The organism is Pelodictyon clathratiforme (genome assembly GCF_982375515.1).
This window is the reverse complement of the sequence record NZ_OZ455102.1, coordinates 1,356,892-1,379,283: the sequence shown is the minus strand read 5'-3', so window position 1 is coordinate 1,379,283 and position 22,392 is coordinate 1,356,892. Positions and strand designations below refer to the sequence as shown.

General features: G+C 48.1%; 19 protein-coding genes. 11 read left to right on the top strand and 8 right to left on the bottom strand.

Going from position 1 to position 22,392, the window contains the following annotated elements; genetic code table 11:
* Positions 1 to 73: 73 nt before the first annotated feature.
* Positions 74 to 442 (top strand): NifB/NifX family molybdenum-iron cluster-binding protein, encoded by a 369-nt coding sequence (locus AC56AD_RS06700; RefSeq protein ID WP_012508080.1) that lies wholly within the window; start codon positions 74 to 76, stop codon positions 440 to 442.
* 145 nt (positions 443 to 587) lie between these two features.
* On the opposite strand, the gene AC56AD_RS06695 is transcribed toward AC56AD_RS06700, so the two are convergent.
* From AC56AD_RS06695 to AC56AD_RS06665, 7 genes are all read right to left on the bottom strand, one after another.
* Positions 588 to 1,421: a DUF4405 domain-containing protein gene (locus tag AC56AD_RS06695; protein WP_012508079.1), complete on the bottom strand. Its 834-nt coding sequence runs from the start codon at positions 1,419 to 1,421 to the stop codon at positions 588 to 590.
* Positions 1,422 to 1,493: 72 nt separating this feature from the next.
* On the bottom strand, positions 1,494 to 1,904 hold the full coding sequence (locus tag AC56AD_RS06690; protein ID WP_012508078.1) for a c-type cytochrome: 411 nt from the start codon (positions 1,902 to 1,904) through the stop codon (positions 1,494 to 1,496).
* A gap of 44 nt (positions 1,905 to 1,948) precedes the next feature.
* Positions 1,949 to 2,311, bottom strand: a complete 363-nt coding sequence (locus AC56AD_RS06685; RefSeq protein ID WP_012508077.1) for a hypothetical protein — start codon at positions 2,309 to 2,311, stop codon at positions 1,949 to 1,951.
* An 81-nt stretch (positions 2,312 to 2,392) separates the two neighbouring features.
* Positions 2,393 to 2,722, bottom strand: coding sequence for a hypothetical protein (locus AC56AD_RS06680; protein ID WP_012508076.1), 330 nt, complete (start codon positions 2,720 to 2,722; stop codon positions 2,393 to 2,395).
* A gap of 255 nt (positions 2,723 to 2,977) precedes the next feature.
* Positions 2,978 to 4,336, bottom strand: a complete 1,359-nt coding sequence (locus tag AC56AD_RS06675; protein ID WP_012508075.1) for a sigma-54-dependent transcriptional regulator — start codon at positions 4,334 to 4,336, stop codon at positions 2,978 to 2,980.
* Between the two features lie 34 nt (positions 4,337 to 4,370).
* On the bottom strand, positions 4,371 to 6,413 hold the full coding sequence (locus tag AC56AD_RS06670) for an ATP-binding protein (protein ID WP_012508074.1): 2,043 nt from the start codon (positions 6,411 to 6,413) through the stop codon (positions 4,371 to 4,373).
* Positions 6,414 to 6,588: 175 nt separating this feature from the next.
* Entirely contained in the window at positions 6,589 to 6,825 is a 237-nt protein-coding gene (locus AC56AD_RS06665; RefSeq protein ID WP_041526466.1) for a hypothetical protein, read from the bottom strand.
* Here AC56AD_RS06665 and AC56AD_RS06660 point away from each other — a divergent pair, their 5' ends adjacent.
* The 9 genes from AC56AD_RS06660 (at position 6,826) to AC56AD_RS06620 (ending at position 19,202) form a co-directional block, all read left to right on the top strand.
* A complete protein-coding gene (locus AC56AD_RS06660; RefSeq protein WP_012508073.1) occupies positions 6,826 to 7,101 on the top strand; it encodes an HU family DNA-binding protein in 276 nt (91 codons plus the stop codon).
* Between the two features lie 197 nt (positions 7,102 to 7,298).
* On the top strand, positions 7,299 to 8,183 hold the full coding sequence (lipA, locus tag AC56AD_RS06655) for a lipoyl synthase (RefSeq protein ID WP_012508072.1): 885 nt from the start codon (positions 7,299 to 7,301) through the stop codon (positions 8,181 to 8,183).
* 14 nt (positions 8,184 to 8,197) lie between these two features.
* Positions 8,198 to 8,776, top strand: a complete 579-nt coding sequence (locus tag AC56AD_RS06650) for a hypothetical protein (protein WP_041526465.1) — start codon at positions 8,198 to 8,200, stop codon at positions 8,774 to 8,776.
* A gap of 122 nt (positions 8,777 to 8,898) precedes the next feature.
* Complete coding sequence (locus AC56AD_RS06645) at positions 8,899 to 9,609, top strand: SDR family oxidoreductase (protein WP_012508070.1); 711 nt, start codon at positions 8,899 to 8,901, stop codon at positions 9,607 to 9,609.
* 489 nt (positions 9,610 to 10,098) lie between these two features.
* On the top strand, positions 10,099 to 11,037 hold the full coding sequence (locus AC56AD_RS06640; protein ID WP_012508069.1) for a DNA-3-methyladenine glycosylase family protein: 939 nt from the start codon (positions 10,099 to 10,101) through the stop codon (positions 11,035 to 11,037).
* Between the two features lie 64 nt (positions 11,038 to 11,101).
* A complete protein-coding gene (locus AC56AD_RS06635) occupies positions 11,102 to 11,989 on the top strand; it encodes an SDR family oxidoreductase (protein ID WP_012508068.1) in 888 nt (295 codons plus the stop codon).
* A gap of 209 nt (positions 11,990 to 12,198) precedes the next feature.
* Positions 12,199 to 15,273 carry a preprotein translocase subunit SecA gene (gene secA / locus AC56AD_RS06630; RefSeq protein ID WP_012508067.1) on the top strand — a complete coding sequence of 1,025 codons (3,075 nt, stop codon included), beginning with the start codon at positions 12,199 to 12,201 and terminating at the stop codon, positions 15,271 to 15,273.
* A 27-nt stretch (positions 15,274 to 15,300) separates the two neighbouring features.
* Complete coding sequence (gene purL / locus AC56AD_RS06625) at positions 15,301 to 17,583, top strand: phosphoribosylformylglycinamidine synthase subunit PurL (RefSeq protein ID WP_012508066.1); 2,283 nt, start codon at positions 15,301 to 15,303, stop codon at positions 17,581 to 17,583.
* Between the two features lie 32 nt (positions 17,584 to 17,615).
* On the top strand, positions 17,616 to 19,202 hold the full coding sequence (locus AC56AD_RS06620; protein WP_012508065.1) for a bifunctional ADP-dependent NAD(P)H-hydrate dehydratase/NAD(P)H-hydrate epimerase: 1,587 nt from the start codon (positions 17,616 to 17,618) through the stop codon (positions 19,200 to 19,202).
* An 81-nt stretch (positions 19,203 to 19,283) separates the two neighbouring features.
* Here AC56AD_RS06620 and AC56AD_RS06615 read toward each other — a convergent pair whose 3' ends face one another.
* On the bottom strand, positions 19,284 to 20,486 hold the full coding sequence (locus tag AC56AD_RS06615) for an LL-diaminopimelate aminotransferase (RefSeq protein ID WP_012508064.1): 1,203 nt from the start codon (positions 20,484 to 20,486) through the stop codon (positions 19,284 to 19,286).
* A 343-nt stretch (positions 20,487 to 20,829) separates the two neighbouring features.
* Between AC56AD_RS06615 and AC56AD_RS06610 the strand changes: the two genes are divergently transcribed.
* A complete protein-coding gene (locus AC56AD_RS06610; protein ID WP_012508063.1) occupies positions 20,830 to 22,323 on the top strand; it encodes a heterodisulfide reductase-related iron-sulfur binding cluster in 1,494 nt (497 codons plus the stop codon).
* The last annotated feature ends 69 nt before the right edge of the window (positions 22,324 to 22,392 follow it).

The window sequence follows — 22,392 nt, the reverse complement described above, 5'->3', positions numbered from 1 at the left end:
CTATATTATAAGCATATGCTTATAAAGCAGCTCAATCCCGCTATGCAGTACAATAAATCCAATAAATAAAACAATGAAAGTAATTATCCCTTTAATTGAACAGGCTGATCTGAACTCAAAATTGAGTGAACATTTTGGTAGTGCGCCTTTTTTTGCCGTTGCAGATATGGAAAAAAATTCAATTGAAATTATTCCAAACGCTTCGATGCATCATGATCACGGACAATGTACTCCTGCCGATTTCTTCTCACAACATGGCATTGACGTGGTACTGTGCAACGGAATCGGGGCTGGAGCTATCGCAAGACTGCAGATGATGGGTATCGATGTCTACATGGCAGAACTATCGAAGACTCTTCAAGAGGCTTTAACGCGTTTCAGCAATGGGCTGTTAGCTAAAGTAACCCCACAACAAGCCTGTCAGGGTCATGGCTGCCATTAAACCAACATGAGCCCATCACCCCTCCTGAGACTTCAAACCCTGCTGTAAGAGAAATGGCAAGCCGGAAAAAAACGCGGAAACGCGAAACAGGATTCCGGCTTACCATAACCTTGCAGAGAGACTGGTGTTACGCTTCACTCTTTTTTTATCTCTTGGTCATCGTTTCAAGCAATCGCCGCAACTCTCTCATCTCAATACCATTCTCTTCGGCAATTGTTTTGAGCGATGTATCCGTTTTCGCTTCAACCCCTTTCTGGCGGAGTGCAAGCTGCAGTGAAGTCGCTGATACATCTGCTTCGTCGGCTATCTGCTGCAGGGTTTTTTGTCCAAAACCCTTTCCACTAAATTGTGATCCTTTTCTTTCTGCTGGAGCAAGAATGCTGTAAACTTTTTCTGCCGCCATACCATTTTTTTCGGCGATCTCAGCAAGAGACTCATTAACCGATACCACTTTTAATCCTGATTTTTCGAGCTTTATTTTCAATGCTTCAGGATCACCACCAAGGCCTGGTTGTTGCGAAAGCTGTGTCAGGCTCATAAGCTCAGCATGAGGTACCGGCGCTTGCCCTTCTTTACGCTCCCATGAGCCCGATATACGATTACCAAACTCTATGATCGCTGTAAAAGGCTGAGTCCCGTAAAAGGTGCCTATTCCGAAAAAGAGCGAAAGGAGAAGTATGGAAACCAGTTCTGCCGGACTTTTAATTCCCTGGGTTGTTTTTGACTTGATGTAGGAAAAAAAACCCTTCCAGTTAATAACAAAAAGATGAAACAGGGAAAGCACGCCAAAAGCAAATCCAAAAATAAGATGCTGATTTTTCCAGTCTGTTCTTGTGAGACCCATCAACCGCCAGTCCGTCCAGTTTGCAACCCTGCCGGGAGGGGCAATATAGAGGAATACACCTGAAATCAGCAGGAAAAAAAACGCAATAAAAAGACCAAAACTGATAAACACCCGCCAACTGAATTTCTTTTTCATTTCATACCCGAAGATAACCTGTTACTGAACGTCAACCCTCACCTTTAACTATATTGAACGAACATTGTGTGCTCAATATTGGTTCATTCGTCCTTTGTTTCTTAAACCTCCACAAGCTCCTGTCGCCGGATTATACTGATCCCAAACCCATCCGGCTACAACTCTCAATTCCGGTTCTGAAAGTGGAGATGGCGGCATCAGCCCAAATCTTCTAATGGCTTGTGACTCAACGGCATTTTGCGTATTTGGTGATTTCAGAAATGCGACCATATGATTGACTCCCTCCTCTTTCGTTTTAAATTTTATACGATATCGAGAAGCAAGAGGAGCTATCGGAGGAGCTGATTTTGGTGGAGGGCTTACCGTATGACAAACACTGCAGTTCCTGTCAAAAATTGCCTGACCATCCAACGTTTTCGTTGCCGCATCAGCAGCCGGGTTTATAAATAATGCCATACCCATAACCAATACCAATCGTTTCATAACGTTATCATCATTAAATTTTAGCGATTTATCTCTCTTCAAGTTTATCTTCTTCCCCGTCCCTGACGGACTCCGTTACCAGAACCTCTCCCGAACCCACCATTTCCCGCACCATTCATTATCATCCAGCCACCACCCTGCCGGTTAAAACCTCCCCGGCCCAAGCTATTTCCACTCCCGTCACACATCCTCCCGTCGGGAATACCATCACCATCACTGTCCCGAATCAGATCATTTAAGCCATCACCATCTTCATCAAGAAATTGCAGCTTTTTTGGTGATTCATTTTTTTGCAGCCCTTGCTGCTTCATGTTGACTGTTGCCTGCTCTTCGGCAAATGCCTCTCGAACAAAACAGCCCAAAGAGAGGACAACAACAACAATAGTTACTGTTTTGGCAACAAACATAATCTTCTCTTGAAAAGTATTCCAGGCGGAGGAGCTTTCACAGGGAAGCTCCCTTACCTGAAATAATGGTTACAAACTCAATCAACGAACTGCTCTTCCTGCGCCATGAGGGCCTGTGCCATCAAGGATTGGTGTACCTGTTCCTGTCCCTGAAACGGCTCCACGACCACTGCCTGTACCATCCTGAGGACGGACATAATCAGCATCCAGACGGTTGATAACTCCATCGCCATCGGCATCAAGTGCCCTGTCGTTAACGCCATCACCATTAAGATCAACAAAATTGCTCATACCACCCCCACCGATCATACTCATTCCCTGATTCTGTGGACCCTTCGCAAAAACCTGACTGCTCTGTGAAAAGAAAAATACCATTCCGGCAACCGCAAGCATACCAATAATTTTTTTCATGAGAACTCCTGTTTAAATGGATAATGTTATCGTTCTGAAAGCGGAACACTCTTCCCTGTTCATTCCGCCATCACTATCCATAACATCAAATTGCGTGCCAGAAACGGGTCAATAGTCTTATCTATTGATAATCATAGATTTTAAAATTATGTACCCTGCGTTTTTTGCCTCAGTATTCTCCGAAGTATCGACTTGTTCGTCGTAAAATCGACCATATCGTCGTCACTGTAGGCAAAAAAACCGCTCGCCGAAAGATTATTTCATTCCATATTTTTTCAGCTTGTATCGCAGATGTCTTTCGCCTATTCCCAGCCGTTCGGATGCGCGTGTCTGCACATTACCAGCCTCTTTCAGTGCTGCAAGAATCAATGATTTCTCAAAAGCTTCCACCTTTTCGATGAACGTTCCCTCCATTTCGAGGGGTGATGCTTTTTCGGAAAAGGCTTCATGAACCCGTAACGGCAGGTCGTCACGGGTAATTATCTCCGCGCGACAAAGCACAATGGACTGCTGCACAATATTTTCAAGTTCACGAACATTGCCCGGGTAGGGATATTTCATAAGCGTATCCATTGCCTCCCTTGAAATACCGGTAATCCGTTTCTTGTTTTCGGAAGCAAAGCGCGAGATAAATGCATCGATAAGTGGAGGAATATCAGCCCTGCGTTCCCTGAGTGGAGGAATTCTGATAGCAACAACGTTCAGGCGATAGAAAAGATCTTCCCGGAATTTCCCTTCTCGCACCATCGCCTCCAAATCCCGGTTGGTTGCTGCAACAATGCGCGCATTTGTCTGAAGAGAATGAGAACTTCCGACACGTTCAAATGATTTTTCCTGTAAAACCCTGAGCAGTTTGACCTGCAAGGCCAGTGGTATTTCGCCAACTTCATCAATAAAGAGGGTTCCTCCTTCAGCCATTTCAAAACGCCCTTTGCGCTGACGATCAGCTCCCGTAAACGCACCCTTCTCATGGCCGAAAAGTTCACTTTCAAGCAAATTTTCAGGCAGCGCTGCACAGTTGACAGCAACAAAAGGTTTTTCATGGTGGGAACCTGCAAAATGAACCGCTTTGGCGATAAGCTCCTTGCCTGTTCCGGTCTCACCGGTAATAAGAACAGGTGCGTTGCTGGAAGCTACCCGCCCGGCAATATTGAGTACCTGGCTCATTGCTGTTGATTGTGAAACAATCCCCTCGAAACTGAAGCGCTCTGAAAGTTGCTGGCGAAGCTGACGGTTTTCACTGACAAGTAACTTCCGTTCCAGTGTGTTACGGATCATAAGCTGAAGCTGGCAAAGATCAATGGGTTTGGTAATATAGTCCACCGCTCCGAGCTTCATAGCCTCTGTTGCCGACTCAATACTGCCATATGCGGTCATGATAATCACTTCAATACCGGGATTCAGTTTTTTGAGTGCATCGAGAAGTTCCACACCGCTCATTGCGGGCATTTTGAAGTCAGTCAGCACAATATCGACAGCATGCTCCCTTGCTATGACCAATGCCTCAACCGGCCGTGATGAGGTAAGCACATGATAGCCTTGTTTGGATAAATAACCGGCAATGCTCTCCAGTTGTACCTTTTCATCTTCGACAACAAGAATGGTATGACTCATGCTCCAACCTGGTTTATGTTGTTATCATGACGAACTATTCCGCCAGAGGCAGTTTGATCCTGAAGCAGCTCCCCTGATGCTCTTCACTCTCAATTTCAATAATACCGCCATGTGACTGAATAATCTGATTTGCAATACTCAGCCCCATACCCGTCCCTTCATCCTTTGTCGTGAAATAGAGGTTGAAGATCCGGGCTCTCTCTTTTTCCGGAATTCCTCTGCCAGTATCGACAATCTCAATAAGCGCCTGGTTTTCACGGCAGAAAAGAGAAACCGTAATCTCTCCCCCTTCCTCTGTGGCTTCAACCGCATTTTGTACAAGATTGAGCAGCGCCTGCCGCATCTGTTCATGATCAATGTTTACCATTGCTCCACTATCGGTGTTCAGGGAGAATCTGATCCCTTTTGCATCAGCTTCCCCCTGAAGAAGATGACGATAGGAGAGCATAAACTCATCCAGATCACTCTTGATCATAATGAGTTTTGAGGGACGGGCAAATTTCAAAAATCGCTGGATAATGGCATTGACGCGATACACCTCGGAGACCACGGCACGAACAAGCTGGCGGTATTCCTCTTCATCCGCCGTCGGTGAAAACTCTATAGCAAGCCGCTGCGCAAGAATCCCTATGGCATTAAGAGGGTTTCGGATTTCATGGGCAACTCCGGATGCAAGCTCACCCATTGCACTGAGCTTTTCCTGACGATTGATGATTCGCTGCATCGATCGCTGTTCGCTCAGATCCCGAAAAACGCCAAGGGCTCCTTCAACAGAGCGGTCAACGCCTGTAATAAGCGTGAAATTACCAGCAAGAAAGAGGGTTTTGCCTCCAACGATACACTCAAGTTCCCTGTGGAGCGATACTCTTTTTTCAGCCATGATGATTGAGAAAAACTCCGCGCATTCTGGCAGTATTTGCGCCACCGGTGTGTTGAGGGCATTGAGGGAGGAGAGAGCAAAAAGCCTTTCCGAAGCCCCATTCACAAGAGTGATAGAACAATCTGCATTGACCGCTACAACAGCATCTGCCATACTCTCCAGTATGGTTGACGAAAAAGTCTGCGCACGCTGATAAGCTTGTGCCATACGAAGCTCACTCCTGCGGGTCATCACCAGATTCAGCATAACGAGAGCAGCGAAACAGAAGAGAAAGGCAAGCATGATAAAGCGGGTGCGCAGCTTTGTCAGGGCAATGGTAAAATGATCAGTTTTGAGACCAATGCGAAGTAACCCAACATTGATATCCTGATAAAAAAATGGTTTAACGACTTCAAAAACCTTGCGCCCGTCAAATATTGTAAATCGGGTTGTTGGCTTTTTCTGTAAAAGAGCCTTTGCCAGAACCGTATCCGAGAGAAGAGGCTCTGCTCCGGTAACATTTGGTGTAGCAGCCAGAATGGCCGTCGTATCCTGCCAGATGATATAATCAATACCCGTTGTATCAGCCCCAATGCGCTGAATAAGTCGTCCAACCCCAAGTTGACGACGAAGATTGATTAACCTTGACGCATCAATATTTCCGGTAATCGCACCACCCCGGCTCCGGGCAACAGCAACAACCAGCCGTGCCCCTCTTTTGGAAGAACTCTCTCTGATGCCGACAACAAGAGAGTCTGTCTGCCGTGAAAAAATCGGTTGTAACTCCAGTTTCGGATCACACTGCTGGGCCAGCGGATCATGATCGGGCGGAGTATTGAAAGCAATCCTCTTTCCGTTACGATCAAAAATATTGATGCGATAGATTCCTCCCGATCCGGCAATTTCAGTCAAATCTGCAGAGGTCAGAGCTGTTTTTTTATCAATACGATCAAGAAGCCTCAACTGGCTCATAAGGCTCCCGGTAAGCAGCGAGCTATTCTCATTGTAGCCTGTAATAGCATTTTCAGCACCTTCGTTCAATGCGTGAATAAGCAAGGTAGCCTCTTCACGCATGATATGCTCAATTTCCGATTTCCGATATTGATATTCAAAAAGGGTCGTACCAAAAAAAAGCGCCACCAGAAAGAGAAACAATCCGGCAAAATACTTCGACGGAATCACCAACGGCCATTTTCCTCGAAGCTCCTGTTTTTTCACGGTATCCTGCCAGTTGGTTAATCAGATCACAAGGGATAATGGTCGCCCATCCATGGCCAACTGCGAATGAGTTACATCATCTTTGGAACGTAGTAAAAAATCGTCTGAAAAAGCGGATTTTGTTATCCCGACCCCCTGTTTGCGTTGCAGGGCACAAAAGAGGCTTAGGGTATATTTATCGTATCAGCTTGGAAAACATGAAAATATTGTGTTTTATTAGCAAGTGACCGGTCAGGATCGGATAGCGTAAACTGATAATTGCCATAAACAAGAGAACAACGCTCTTTTCTGTGCGTACCTGCTCATCCTCTTCCTTGACGGATTTTCTGCTTTGCGCCTTTTGCAGAAATAGTTGTGCCGCAAAATCCATGGATATCAGAACACTCTCTTCAACAATCAAAACAGCCGCCATATGTCAAAAAATGCCTTAGTAGAAAAAATTGCCGATCAGGCTCAACTGAGCAAAATTGACGCCGATCGCGCCCTCAAAGCCTTTGTCACTATTGTTTCAGACTCTTTGAAAAATGGTGTTGATGTTCCCCTTGCCGGATTCGGCACATTCACGATTGTCGACCGCGCTGAACGGGAAGGGCGCAATCCCATGACCGGCGAGGCAATTACCATTGCTGCAAAAAAGGTTGTCAAGTTTAAACCAGGAAAAGCTTTAAAAATGGATATCGGCGCATAATACCAGAATTTTTTGCTGCCCGGGTTCTCTGCAAGTCCATCATCTGGCAGTAATTGGTGGACTTATTTTTTGCCTCCTCCAGCACAACTGAAGAGAGTACTCCTGCTTGCATAAAAGATAATTCGTCCCAAAAAGAACTCCCCGATTAGCTATATTAAGCCCCCTGGAATCATTAACCTACACGCAGTACAGTGCTCATGGAACATGTACCTGGAAAAAAACCGGAATGGTTGAAAATAAGGTTATCCTCCGGAGCATCTTTTGCTTCAACAAAACGACTGCTTGACCGTCACAGTCTGCATACCGTCTGTCGTTCGGCAATGTGCCCCAACTTGCAGGAGTGCTGGTCACGCGGTACAGCAACCTTCCTCCTTCTCGGAACAGTCTGCACACGAAACTGCAGATTCTGTGCCGTTGGCAAGGCTTCAAACCCGCCGGCACCTGATCCCCGTGAACCTGAAAAAATTGCCCTTGCTGTTCACTCCATGCAACTGAAGCACACCGTCCTGACCAGTGTCACCCGTGACGATTTGCCTGACGGAGGTGCAGAATACTGGGTGGCAACGATTCGTGCCATCCGTACCCTGAACCCGTTTGTGACCATCGAATGCCTTATTCCTGATTTCGAAGGTAATGAACGCGCTATGGATCTCGTCATGGCGGAGCTTCCCGAAATTCTGAACCACAATATTGAAACCGTACCCTCCCTTTATACGAAGGTTCGCCCGCAGGCAAACTACGCAACATCACTTCGTCTGTTGCAACGGGCAAAAGAGATGCACGGTCTTACCACAAAATCAGGAATGATGGTGGGTATGGGTGAAACTGCAGAGGAGGTGGCGATCTCGCTTGGTGACCTCCTCCTTCATGGGTGCGACATGGTAACGATCGGCCAGTATTTACAGCCCTCAGCCCTGCATCTGCCGGTCGAACGCTACATCACGCCGGAAGAGTTTGAGCAGTACCGGAGCTTTGCCGAAGGAGCCGGCTTCCGGCACGTCCAATCCGGCCCTTTCGTCCGAAGCTCCTATCATGCGGAAGCATTGACCAAGAAAACAGAAACAGTTTGTTCACCCATTTAACCCTCACCTGAATCATGGAACTATCGGTACCAATGATGATTTATGCCTACTGGGCCTTTGCATTTCTTGTTGGCATCATCTTTTTCAAAAAAGATATTCTGACATTCAACCGAGAATTTGACACAAGAAGAGTCTCGCTGCTGGTTGCCTCTGTCATCGTGGTTGCAATCAATGCCTGGGTCTATTCCCACTCCACAACCGATGGGGGACGTGCACTCGATTGGCCTACCGTTCTGGTATTCAGTATCGGCAACGGCATTGCCGAAACCTTCATGTTTTATGCTGTTTTTCGTCTCGGTACCGCTCTTGCAGGCCGCTTTACGCAAAACCCCTGGGCACTTTTTATCACGGGCTTCCTGTTTTTCATAATCTACAGCGGCCTCATCCACGGTCTCTTCTGGATCAATATTCTGCCGGAACATGTCGTCCAGACAAGCATCTATAAACCTTTTTTCATGCCGGTACAGATGCTCATTGCCGGAAGCTGGGCCCTGAGTTTTTTCTGGTATCGCGATATCAGAAGTGTCATCTTTCTGCACGCACTGGTTGACTTGACCATGGTCTGTAACGTCAAGTTTTCACTGTTCAACTGAACACATTTGTCAATCCGGCATCCTGCAAAACCAGCATATCCTACCCCTCCCTGGCACCTCAATACATGAGAAGAGCAATTTTTGAGGTGCCAGAAAACCATAACTCAAAACTGAAAACACTCATGATACAATTTAACGGAACCATCCTCGTTGTCGGTGCTACCGGCAGAACGGGCGAGTGGATAGTCAAACGCCTGCAGAGTCATAACCTCGACTACCATCTCTTTGTCCGATCGGGTAAAAAAGCGCTTGAGCTTTTCGGTCCTGAAATCATCGACAAACTCACTATCGGTTCTCTTGAGCATCCTGAAGAGATCAAGGCTGCATTGCGTCATGCTGATGCCGTGATCTGCGCCATCGGCGGCAAGGTAACCGATCCAGAAGCCCCGCCTCCATCAGCCATCGACCGTGACGGAGTCATCAGGCTGGCGACACTTGCCAAAGAGCAGGGCATCAAGCGCTTTGTGCTCATAAGCTCTCTCGGAGTAACCAAACCTGATCACCCCCTGAACAAATATGGCCATGTACTCACCATGAAGCTGGAGAGCGAAAATGAGGTGCGCAAACTCTACTCAGAACCGGGATATGCATACACCATCCTCAGGCCAGGCGGACTGCTTGACGGCCCCGTACTGATGCATGACTTGCTCTTTGATACCGGCGACAATATCGTTACAGGAGTTATTGACCGAAGTGATGTCGCCGAAGTTGCTGTCATCTCTCTTTTTACCCCGGAAGCTCATAATCTCACGTTTGAACTTATCCGGTCTGATGCAGCTCCACACACTAACCTCTCCTCATTTTTCTCGCTTATACCATCCCCAAAAAACTGATAAAATAAATAAATATAAGTAAATACAAGATATTTTAAACGAATAATATCATCAATAAAACCACCGTTCCATAGCAATTATAGAGCAAACAATGACGGCAAATAAAATCTCCAGAAAAATCTTTTTTTCAGTAGCAATACCAGCACCTTTCATAAATAAAATTGACCATACAGTAAATATAAACAACAGTATATGAAAAGAATATCAGCCTGATAGCGCCTCTGCACACAACATCTGTACAGAAAATAACAGGAGCTCTGAAAAAAAATATATACCCATATAAAATCAATAATTCTTGATTTTAATAAACGAATACCAACAAACTATACCTCCATTTAATCACAAAAAACAGGCCCGGAAAAATACTAAAAAAATTTTATTCCAAATAACTTAAATTATTTCATTAAAAACAGTTGACTAATTTATACAAATGTATATTTTAGAATAATATGCCATAATTATTCACAATAAAAATCAAGCTAATACTACTTGAATTATTACACTATAATAAAAACAAGGGCGCCGTTCGATATCCGCCAAACTCTCTTTAGCGGACAATCATTTTTATGGAATATCAATAAAGATGAACCGGATTTCTATGCTGCAATAATCAAATCCAAGCCTTTGATTATCAAGCAGATAGCTGATAATGAGCTTGAAGTTTATGCTGAAGATAAGGTGATTAATGGCGTCCCGTTAGTGGATTTTATCTCCCATTACTTTACATTTGATATCGATACCGAACAGATTTTTCCTGATAATTTCTCTCACCTGTATCCAACACTCTGGCAGCTCCTGACCGACTATTTTCCGGTTAGAATCATGAGGCAGGATCCGTTTGAAACCATGATCTCGTTTATGTGTGCCCAGGGCATCGGCATGCCCCTGATCAGAAAACAGGTTTCCATGCTTCTGCAGAACTATGGCGAAAAGAGGACAATTTCATATTCCGGAAAGGAAATCACCCTGCACCACTTCCCCTCTCCCGAACGACTTGCAGCCGCCAATCCCATTGCACTCAGCACTTGCACAAACAATAATCATCCCAGAGCGCGCAACATCGTGAGGATCGCCAAAGGAGTTGCCGACGGAAAAATTGACCTTGACGCCCTCTCTGACCCACTGCTCCCCCTTTCGGAACTGCGCAGGACTCTATGCCAAAACGAAGGTGTCGGTTACAAAATAGCCGATTGCATTGCGCTCTTCGGGCTCGGCCGTTTCGACGCATTTCCGATTGATACCCATGTCAAACAATACCTCGGACAATGGTTCAACAGCACAACAGCCCTTCAATCCTTGACTCCGGCCCGTTATCTTGCCCTTGATGCCGAGGCCCGTACCATTTTAAAGCCTGATTTTGCAGGCTACGCTGGTCATCTTCTTTTTCACTGCTGGCGTAAGGAAATAAAAGGACTTCGAACGTTTTAACCGTAAAAATGCTTGATTTTACTGATCCAGCCAGCAAGCACCTCAAAAAAAAGGAACTGATACCATGAGTACAAAAAAGCACGTGTTGATAGCCGGGGCTTCCGGCTACCTTGGCAGATTCGCCATAAAGGAATTCAAAGAGAGGGGTTATTATATCCGCATTCTGGTAAGAAACCCGGATAAAATCAAAACTGCTGGCCCCCATGGCGAACCAGCAGTCTACGATATCGCCGATGAAATTGTCGTTGGTGATGTAACGAATCCTGACAGCATCAAGGGTATCTGCGAAGGGATCGATCTTGTTTTTTCCTCACTTGGCCTGACAGCTCCCGACCCGAAATTGACCAGCTTTGATGTCGATCACCTCGGCAACGGACGCATCCTTGAGCAGGCTATCCAGGAAAAGGTGTCGAGATTCATCTACGTTTCGGTCTTCAACCAGGACAAAATGGCTGATGTTCCTTCAATCAAGGCTCACGAACTCTTTGTTACCGATCTCAAAGCCTCCGGAATTCCCTGGACAGTCATACGCCCAAACGGTTACTTTTCAGACATGGGACGATTTTTCTCAATGGCTCAAAGCGGCCATATGTTCATGGTTGGTGAAGGTGAAAAAAAAATTAACCCGGTTCATGGAGCCGACCTTGCAAAGGTGTGTGCTGATGGAGCAGAAGGCATATGCCGGGAAATTGCCGTTGGCGGACCCGATATCTATACCTTTCGGGAAGTGATGGAGATGGCATTCCATGTTTGCGGAAAACCGGTATGGATAACTCCACTCCCTATGTGGCTTGCCGAAGGAGGACTTATGGTGACCGGGATTTTCAACCGGAACCTGGCCGACCTCCTCTCTTTTGCTGTTGAAGCACTCAAATTTGACCATGTGGCTCCTGCTTTCGGTACCCACCATCTCCAGGAGTTTTTTGCTGAACTTGCAACGAAAAATGAATAAGAACAGAACTCCTTCCTACAATGACGCTGGAGCCGGAAGGTCAGGTAGCTCCCTTCCCAGTTATTTTTCAAAGCATCCCGCTTTTTTCTCACTGTCTAATTCAATACCTTGAGCATCAATTGGACATAGCGGAGAAAACGGATCAGAAATACTCCGGCCTCTCCGCACAACAAACTATCTGAAACTTTAGAGAGCACAAAGGCCTGTACATGTTGAAAATTTTTGAAAAGATCTTCGGCTCCAAACACGAAAAGGATATCAAAAAAATCCGCCCTCTCGTCAGCAGCATCAACGAACTGCAGATGACCATGGCGTCGCTGAGTAACGATCAGTTGAGAGAGAGAGGGGTAACGCTGAAACAGAGGGTACGAAAAACTCTTGAGCCACTTGAGCAGGAGAAAACATCGCTCTCCCGGAAGCTCGATAACCCGGATATCAACCTTGAAGAGGCTGAAACAATCAACACACGCCTTGATACCCTTGCTGAAGAGTACGAACAGGCTACCGCAGCCATACTTGAAGAGCTTCTTCCTGAAACCTTCGCCCTTGTCAAAGAGAGCTGTGTGCGCCTTAAAGGACACACCTACCTGGTCATGGGAAGAGAGATGATCTGGGACATGGTACCCTACGATGTTCAGCTCATTGGAGGAATTGTGCTCCATTCGGGAAAAATCTCCGAAATGGCAACTGGTGAAGGAAAAACCCTTGTGTCAACACTCCCTGTTTTTCTTAATGCCCTGACAGGAAGAGGCGTACATGTCGTCACGGTCAATGATTACCTTGCACAGAGGGACAAGGAGTGGATGAGCCCGGTCTTTGCCTTTCATAACCTCTCGGTAGGCGTTATTCTCAACACGATGAGGCCCGAAGAGCGAAGGGAACAGTACGCTTGTGATATAACCTATGGTACAAACAATGAATTCGGCTTCGACTATCTGCGCGACAATATGGCCAGCACCCCTGAAGAGATGGTGCAGCGGAACTTCTACTACGCCATCGTTGATGAGGTTGATAGTGTACTGATTGATGAAGCCAGAACGCCACTGATCATTTCAGGCCCCGTCCCCAATGCCGACAACAGCAAATTCCAGGAGATCAAACCATGGATCGAGCAGTTGGTTCGTGCACAGCAGCAACTCGTCGCCAAATATCTCGGTGAAGCTGAAAAACTCATTAAAACCAAACCGGGCGATCCTGAAGCAGGTCTTGCACTCCTTCGCGTCAAACGTGGACAGCCAAAAAACACCCGCTACATTAAAATGCTCTCACAGCAGGGTATGGCAAAACTGGTACAGGGTACTGAAAACGAATACCTTAAAGACAATTCAAGCCGGATGCAGGAGGTCGATGACGAACTCTATTTCGCCGTTGATGAAAAAGCGAACACCATTGATCTGACCGACAAGGGTCGCGACTTCCTCAGCAAGCTCAGCCACCAGGACAGCGATATTTTTATGTTGCCCGATGTCGGCTCAGAAGTCGCCATCATTGAAAGTGACGCATTGATCCCGGTAGCCGATAAAATTCAGAAAAAAGATGAGGTATACCGCCTTTTTGCTGACCGTTCAGAACGGCTGCATAACATCAGTCAACTCCTGAAAGCCTACTCACTCTTCGAGCGCGACGATGAATATGTAGTCCAAAACGGACAGGTTATGATTGTCGACGAGTTTACCGGACGAATCCTTCCCGGTCGTCGATACAGCGATGGACTGCACCAGGCGATCGAGGCAAAAGAGAATGTCAAGATCGAGGGTGAAACGCAGACCATGGCAACCATCACCATCCAGAATTTTTTCCGACTCTACAAAAAGCTCGCCGGTATGACCGGCACAGCGGAAACCGAAGCTTCAGAGTTTTATGAAATCTACAAGCTCGATGTCGTCGTTATTCCGACCAATGCCTCCATTGTTCGCAAGGACATGGACGATTTGGTCTATAAAACCCGCCGCGAAAAATATAATGCCGTTGTTCTGAAGGTTGAAGAGCTGCAGAAAAAGGGGCAGCCAGTACTTGTCGGTACAACCAGTGTTGAGGTTTCGGAAACCCTTTCACGCATGCTTCGCGCAAGAAAAATCGTTCACAATGTACTCAACGCACGGCAAAATGATCGTGAAGCGGAAATTGTTGCCGAAGCGGGCCAGAAAAATGCAGTAACCATTGCTACCAACATGGCTGGACGTGGAACCGATATCAAACTCGGTAGTGGCGTCCGCGAATTGGGCGGACTCTTCATTCTTGGTTCCGAACGTCACGAGTCCCGTCGTATCGACCGCCAGCTCCGTGGACGTGCCGGACGACAGGGTGATCCGGGTGAGTCGGTTTTCTTTGTCTCTCTCGAAGATGAGCTGATGCGCCTGTTCGGCTCCGATCGGGTTATCTCCGTTATGGATCGTCTGGGTCATGAAGAGGGAGATGTCATTGAGCACTCCATGATCACCAAATCAATCGAGCGTGCACAGAAAAAGGTTGAAGAGCAAAACTTTTCGATCCGCAAACGTCTGCTTGAATATGATGATGTCCTTAACCAGCAGCGTGAGGTTATCTATTCACGCCGCCGCAACGGCCTTATCAAGGATCGCCTGACCAGTGATATCCTTGACCTGCTCAGGGATTACAGCGAGCTGGTCATTAAAAAGCACCACAAGATGCTTGATGTTGATGCTATTGAGGAACAGTTGATGCGCGAACTCTCCATTGAATTCAAGCCTGAACGCAATACCTTTGAGCGCGAAGGGATTGAGGCTACCGCCGAAAAGCTCTACCAGACCGCCCTTGCGTTCTATCGCAGAAAAGAGGCTGCAATGCCCGAAGAGATCATGCAGCAAATTGAAAAATATGCCGTTCTCAGTGTCATAGACCTCCGCTGGCGAGAGCACCTCCGCGAAATCGACTCCTTGCGTGAGGGAATCAATTTACGCGCTTATGGCCAGAAAGATCCCCTGCTCGAATACAAGCAGGAGGCATTCCGTCTTTTTATTGATCTCTTGCACGACATCGAGCTCGAAACCCTCTCTCTTGCCTTCAAGCTCTTTCCTGTTAACCCTGATGAGGCGCGTGAAATGGAAGAGCGCCAGCGAAAAGCGGCTGTCAGACAGGAAAAACTCATCGCACAGCATAAAGCGGCAGAAAGTGTTTACACCGCATCTTCTGATGAACCTGAAACAAACCAGGAAGAGAGTCCGCAGCAGCCCGCCATAGCCGAAAAAAAACCTGGCCGCAATGACCTCTGCCCTTGCGGAAGCGGAAAAAAATATAAAAACTGTCACGGACAGCAACCCTGAATTCCCGAAACGTTTACCGGTATCCCTGTGAAACATACTGAAGTTGAAGTCACCCTTGCCCTTGCCGCAGAACACGGCCTGAACCGTGAAGAGTACGATAAAATATGCGCCATTCTCGGAAGAGTCCCCTCTTTTACCGAGCTTGGCATTTTTTCCGTCATGTGGTCGGAGCACTGTAGTTACAAAAATTCCATAGCGGTGCTCAAAACCCTTCCCCGCGAAGGCGGAGCGCTGCTGACCGGTGCAGGAGAAGAGAACGCGGGTCTGGTCGATATCGGCGACAACCTTGCTGTAGCGTTTAAAATTGAATCACACAACCACCCCTCCGCAGTCGAGCCTTACCAGGGAGCGGCTACCGGCGTTGGCGGGATTCACCGCGATATTTTCACCATGGGTGCACGTCCGGTGGCATCGCTCAACTCCCTCAGATTCGGATCACCCAAAGACCCCCATGTCCGCTATCTGGTTGATGGTGTGGTTCGCGGTATCGGCGATTACGGCAACTCATTCGGCGTACCGACCGTAGGGGGTGAAATTTATTTTGAAGAGGGCTATACCGGTAATCCTCTGGTCAATGCCATGTCTGTCGGCATTGTTGAGCACCATAAAACCGTCAGTGCAACGGCCCTCGGTAAAGACAACCCCGTCCTGATTGTCGGTTCCTCAACCGGAAGAGACGGTATTCACGGCGCAACCTTCGCATCGGAAGATCTCAGCGAAGCATCGGAAGATAAACGCCCAAGCGTTCAGGTTGGCGACCCTTTTGCTGAAAAGCTTCTGCTTGAAGCGACCCTTGAAGCTATCGCAACCGGTTATGTTGTCGGTCTGCAGGATATGGGCGCTGCCGGAATAACCAGCTCAACCTCAGAAATGAGTGCAAGAGGAATCGAAAAAACCGGATCCGGTGGCATAGAGATCGATCTTGATCTTGTCCCTATTCGCGAAGCGGGGATGAGCGCTTATGAAATCATGCTCTCCGAGTCACAGGAACGAATGCTTATTGTTGCCGAAAAAGGATTTGAGGAGAAGATCATTGAGGTATACCGCAAATGGGATGTGCTTGCCGTCGTCATCGGACGTGTTACGAGCGACAATCTCTTGCGAGTCTCGCAGCACGGCTCAATTGTCGCCGAAATTCCGGCTGAATCGCTGGTACTTGGAGGCGGTGCACCCGTTTATATCCGCGAGGCCATCGAAAAAAAGCCCGAAACCCCGATAGCGCAACTTGAAGAGGACAAAAACCTTGATTTTCCGACAATCGCCCTTGAACTGCTTTCACGCCCCAATATCGCAAGCAAACAATGGGTCTATCGCCAGTATGACTCCATGGTGCAAACGAATACGGTAACTCCGGTAGGCCATACCGATGCCGCCGTTATCCGCATCAAGGGATCACGCAAAGGGCTTGCCATGAAAACAGACTGCAATGCCCGTTATGTCTATCTCAATCCTTTGGCAGGCGGTAAAATTGCGGTTGCTGAATGTGCCAGAAATATCGCCTGTTCGGGTGCAAAACCGCTGGCCATAACCAACTGCCTCAATTTCGGCAATCCTTACAAGCCAGAGGTCTATTTTCAGTTCAAAACAGCAGTTCAGGGAATGGGTGAAGCTTGCAGAGCCTTCAACACCCCGGTAACCGGCGGAAATGTCAGTTTCTATAACGAAACATTCATTGGTGGCCTGCGCACCGCAATCTACCCCACACCAACCATTGGCATGATCGGTCTGCTCGACGATATCGACAATCTCGTAGGATCAACCTTCACCAATCCCGGCGATGCCATCCTGCTTCTCGGAGAGCCTGAGCTCACGCTGGACGCTTCGGAATACCTCATCATGCAATACGGCACACCCGGCCAGGATGCTCCATCCATCGATCTGGTACATGAAAAAAACCTCCAGGATCTGCTTGTAGCACTGGCATCAAAAAAGCTTCTCCATTCCGCTCACGACATTTCCGATGGAGGTCTCTTTGTTGCACTTGCTGAAAAAGCGATCATGAACACCGAAGTACCAATGGGATTCAGCGTCGATCTGGAAATGACAAACAGCACGCCTTTCGAAATCCAGCAGCAGCTCTTTTCAGAAGCACAAGGACGGGTCGTGCTGAGCATCTCTCCCGACAAGGCAAAAGAGGTGATTGAAGAGGCTCTGGCGCACCATGTACCGATCAGGGTCATTGGAAAAGTTTTGGAGCGTGATGCCAACATCGCTGTAAACGGAGTGCAACTCCTGCATTTCACAACTGTGGAACTTTCGGACGCATACTATCACGCACTTGAGAACTCACTCCACCTTGACGAACTCTAACCCCTCCCACTCGGGAAAAACAAGGAACTGTCATGCAGCCTGTTGTAACTGTACAGGAAATGCAAAAGGCCGACAAGGCTGCCATTGAACTGCTCCATATCGGCGAAACCCGCCTTATGGAGCTTGCCGGTCGTGAATGCCTTCGCGTGATCAAAGAGAGCCTCAAAAGAGACTCTTTTTCAGGATGCTCTTTTCTTCTGGTCTGCGGCAAAGGCAACAATGGAGGTGACGGCTTTGTGCTGGCCCGCCATCTCCTCAATCTGGAAGCCTCGGTCGATCTTCTTTTCCTCTACCCCGAATCGCTGCTGCAAGGGGTCAATCGTCAAGGGCTCACCACACTGCAAGCCTACGGTGAACATGATGCCCCCTTGCGCATTTTCGAAAGCCATGACGAGGCGCTGCCCTTCGTTGCCGAAACGCATTACAATATCATCATCGATGCCATTACAGGCACCGGCCTGCGACTGAACAAACCGGGAATGGCGCTTGCGTCTCCCCTCTCTGAAGGCATTGAGCTGATCAACACCATCCGCGACCAAACAGGAGCCCTTACCCTTGCCATTGATGTTCCATCAGGACTCGATGCAACCACAGGCCTCTCTGCCACACCGGTAGTCATGGCGGATATCACCGTCACAATGGCATACCCGAAAAGAGGATTCTATCTGAACGAAGGGCCGGAGTGCTGCGGAGAGCTGCAGATAGCGGAAATCTCCATCCCCCGCTTTCTCGTTGAGCCCTCCTCCTACCTTCTTGTCGACCAGGAGTTTGCGGCTAAACAGTTTATCCTGAGAGAAGCGTCGAGCGCAAAGCATACGAACGGCAAGGTACTGATCATTGCCGGATCACAAACCGCACAAAGCTCGATGCTTGGGGCGGCCATCCTCTCCGCGAAAGCCGCACTGAAAAGCGGTGCAGGGTATGTTTGTCTCTCCCTCCCGATCTCTTTGGCCGGTGCAATGCACACCGCCATACCGGAAGCAGTTATTATTGGAAGAGATATTGCCACCATTACCGAAAAAGCACACTGGGCCGATACAATCCTGATCGGATGCGGCCTCGGACGCGATCAGGAAGCCATTGAGCTGGTCAGAGAACTGCTCGCGTCTTCCATCGTCACCTCAAAAAAAGTGATCCTTGACGCTGATGCCCTCTACGCCCTCCCGGTTATCGGAATAGCAGAGGCGTTGGGCAAATGCCGCGAGGTGCTGCTCACACCGCATTACGGAGAGTTCAGCCGCCTCTCGACATTACCAATTGAAGAAATAGCATCCGACCCGATTGAATGCGCCAGAAACTTTGCCACTCTCCACGGAGTGAGCGTTCTTCTGAAAGGAAATCCCACAATTATTGCAGAAGCTGAAGGGCCCGTTCTTCTCAACACCAGCGGTACCGAAGCGCTTGCAACTGCCGGTTCAGGCGATGTCCTCTCCGGCATGATTGCCGCGCTTTCAGCCAAAGGAGCATCCCTTTCAGATGCAGCAGCATCAGCCGCATGGTTTCACGGCAGGGCCGGAGACCTCGCCAGCGACGTCGCAAGCCTGGTCTCCTCCGGCATGGTTGTTGACACCATCCAGCAGGCAATACAGGAAATTTTCGAGGTATCACATTTGTCGTAAGGGCACGGCATGCCGTGCCCTTACCGATATGTACCCCTGCGGCGTGCACCCTGAAACGGCGTAACACATACCCCACAACAATTATTCCCGCAAAAATTTGCGGATATTACGGGCGGCCTGGCGGATGCGCTCTTCGTTCTCGATCATGGCAATACGCACATAGTCGTCACCATAGGCGCCAAAGCCTATGCCGGGGCTTACGGCAACCTTGGCTTCGCTCAGCAGCTTTTTGCTGAACTCAAGGCTTCCCATGGAGCGGAATGGTTCTGGAATCCGGGCCCAGACAAACATGCTTGCCCTGGGGGATACAACCGGCCATCCGGCATTGATAAAACTTTTAACCATGACATCGCGCCGTTTGCGATAGACCTCGCAGATTTCCTCAACGCAGCTCTGATCCTCGGTAAGGGCGATAGTGGAGGCAACCTGAATAGGCGTAAAGGTGCCATAATCGAGCCAGCTCTTGATTTTTTCAAGTGCGCCGATCAATTTGGCGTTGCCGACCATAAAGCCCACACGCCACCCTGCCATGTTGTAGGTTTTTGAGAGGGTGTAGCTTTCGACCGCAACATCCTTTGCGCCGGGAACCTGCAGGATGGATGGAGTCACATAGCCGTCATAGGTAAGCTCGGCATAGGCAATATCACTGATGATGTAAAAACGCTCCTGACGGGCAATATCAACCAGCTTCTCATAAAAGGGAAGCTCCACGGTTGCCGTGGTAGGATTGTTAGGGAAATTGACAACGAGGTACTTGGGTTTTGGTGAAGATTCCCGTAATGCTTTTTCAATATTGTGGAAAAAGCCCTCTTCATCAAGGGTAAAGTCGTCGTTCAGTTCAAGTTTCAGGCGGTGAACATTGCCACCGGCAAGAATGAATGCCTGTGAGTGGATGGGATAACAAGGATCAGGAACCATTGCAAGATCGCCGGGGTTGGTGATGGCCTGCACAAGGTGGACATAGCCCTCTTTTGAACCCATCGTTGCAACAACCTCTCGATCCAGATCCAGATCGACATTATATTTGCGCTGGTACCAGGTTCCAACTGCACCACGAAGCTTGTAGATCCCCTTTGAAACAGAATAACCGTGCGTTCTGGGTTTATTGATGCTTTCAATCAGTTTATCGACAATATGCTGGGGGGTCGGGCCATCAGGATTACCCATTGAGAAATCAATAACATCCTCTCCTGCGCGGCGTTCAGCCATTTTCAGCTCATTGACTGCAGCAAAAACATACTTGGGAAGACGCTTGATCTTGTCAAACTCTATTTCATCAAACATGGTCTTGTAATGAAAAAATGATTCATGATACAAAAATGAAAAGCCATCGCATCATAAGCAAAAAGAGTATCATATCCATAGCCTTCCTGATCTTTTCCCGCTCCCTGCTGCACGAAATTGGTGAATTACAGACCGCACATTGAATGCTTTAATGCTGGGTGATGTTCCTTGTAATCGGCTCTCTCCTGAGCTCTTTTGCAGGTATTATACTGTTTGTCGTGCCGAAAATAATTTGGCTCGTTGAATTATTTGACATTAATGTAATTTTCCTTAACATACCCCGTTGTTTCAGTTCACTTCCCGCTCCACGTAAAGCAACCTATACCTCGTGTCAAAAATCAAGATGACAGTAATGGACAGCCTTAAGCACCAGCTTGAAGAGTCCACAGGAAATGATTATAACTGCTGCTATCAGTGCGGAAAATGTACTGCTGGCTGTCCTGCCGGAGCCTTCATGGACAATCCTCCGGCAAGAATCATGCGTCTGGTTCAGGCGAACTATATAGAAGATGCCATGAAAAGCGATGCGCTCTGGTTCTGTGTCGGCTGTATGACCTGTACGGCCCGCTGTCCGCAGAACATGGATATTGCGGCAACCATGGACTCACTCAGGGCTCTTGCACTTGAGAAGGATATTGTTTCAGAAAACCGGGCAAAAAAGCTGGTCAACGCCTTTCACACCTCCTTCCTCAATAACGTACGCAAACACGGACGTCTGGAGGAACTCTCACTCGTCAACAGTTACAAGCTCCGCACCAGAAGCTTTCTTCAGGATGCCCAGTCAGGCGTCAAGATGATCATGAACGGGAAGATAAAACCTTTACACACCCTGACAGGAAAAGGGTCGGTAAAGGGAAAAGAGCAGATCGCCAGAATTTTTGAAGCTTCAGTAAAAGAGTCGCATCTGAGGGTTCCGAAACGACGTCCGATAAAAAAAGAGTTCATCCCGAGAGCGCCATTTTCCATCAAGCCTGGCATGACCATCGGATATTATCCTGGATGCTCGCTTAGCGGCACAGCTCGGGAATTTGATATTTCGGTCAGAAAAATGTGTTCCCTGCTTGATCTTAAACTACAGGAAATTGAGGACTGGAACTGCTGCGGCGCAACATCGGCACACGCCACCAACCACAAGCTTGCTGTTCTTCTGCCCGCCAGAAACCAGGCTCTGGCCGACGCACAAGGACTGGAACTGGTCCTGGCGCCCTGTGCCGCCTGTCAGAACCGTCAGGTTACCACCCGGAAAACTCTTATGGATTCTCCTGAGCTACGGGAGGATGTTCAGACAATTACCGGCATAGAGCTCACCTGCAAAGCTGAATTTATCGGTGTTACCCAGCTTCTTGAAGCCATGGATCCGGAAGAGATCAAAAAAAGGGTCAAAAAGCCTCTTACCGGTCTTAATCTTGCCTGCTATTATGGCTGCCTGCTGATTCGTCCAATGGAGGATATGGGTTTTGATGATCCGGAAAACCCGCTCAAGATGGAGGCAATCATGACCGCACTTGGAGCAACACCCGTCAACTGGGCATTCAAAATTGAGTGCTGTGGAGCGGGCCTCACACTTGCACAGCAACCGCTTATCGAAGAACTCACGCACACCATTGCAAAAAATGCTGCAGACAATGGCGCAGAAGCCTTTGTCGTCGCCTGTCCCCTCTGCCAGGCTAACCTTGATATGCGCCAGGGAAGCATGAGAAAACGATTCGGAGATGTCAAGGAGATGCCGGTTTACTATATTTCAGAGCTTGTCGCCATCGCCTGCGGCGCCGACCCTTCGGAAGTTGCTGTAGGAGAGCATTTTGTTCCTGCACTCGACCTTGTATCGAAACGTTAGGCTACGATCAGGACGTTGAACAAATATCAAGGGGGAGACGGTTTCGGTAGAATTCCATACACACCGTTC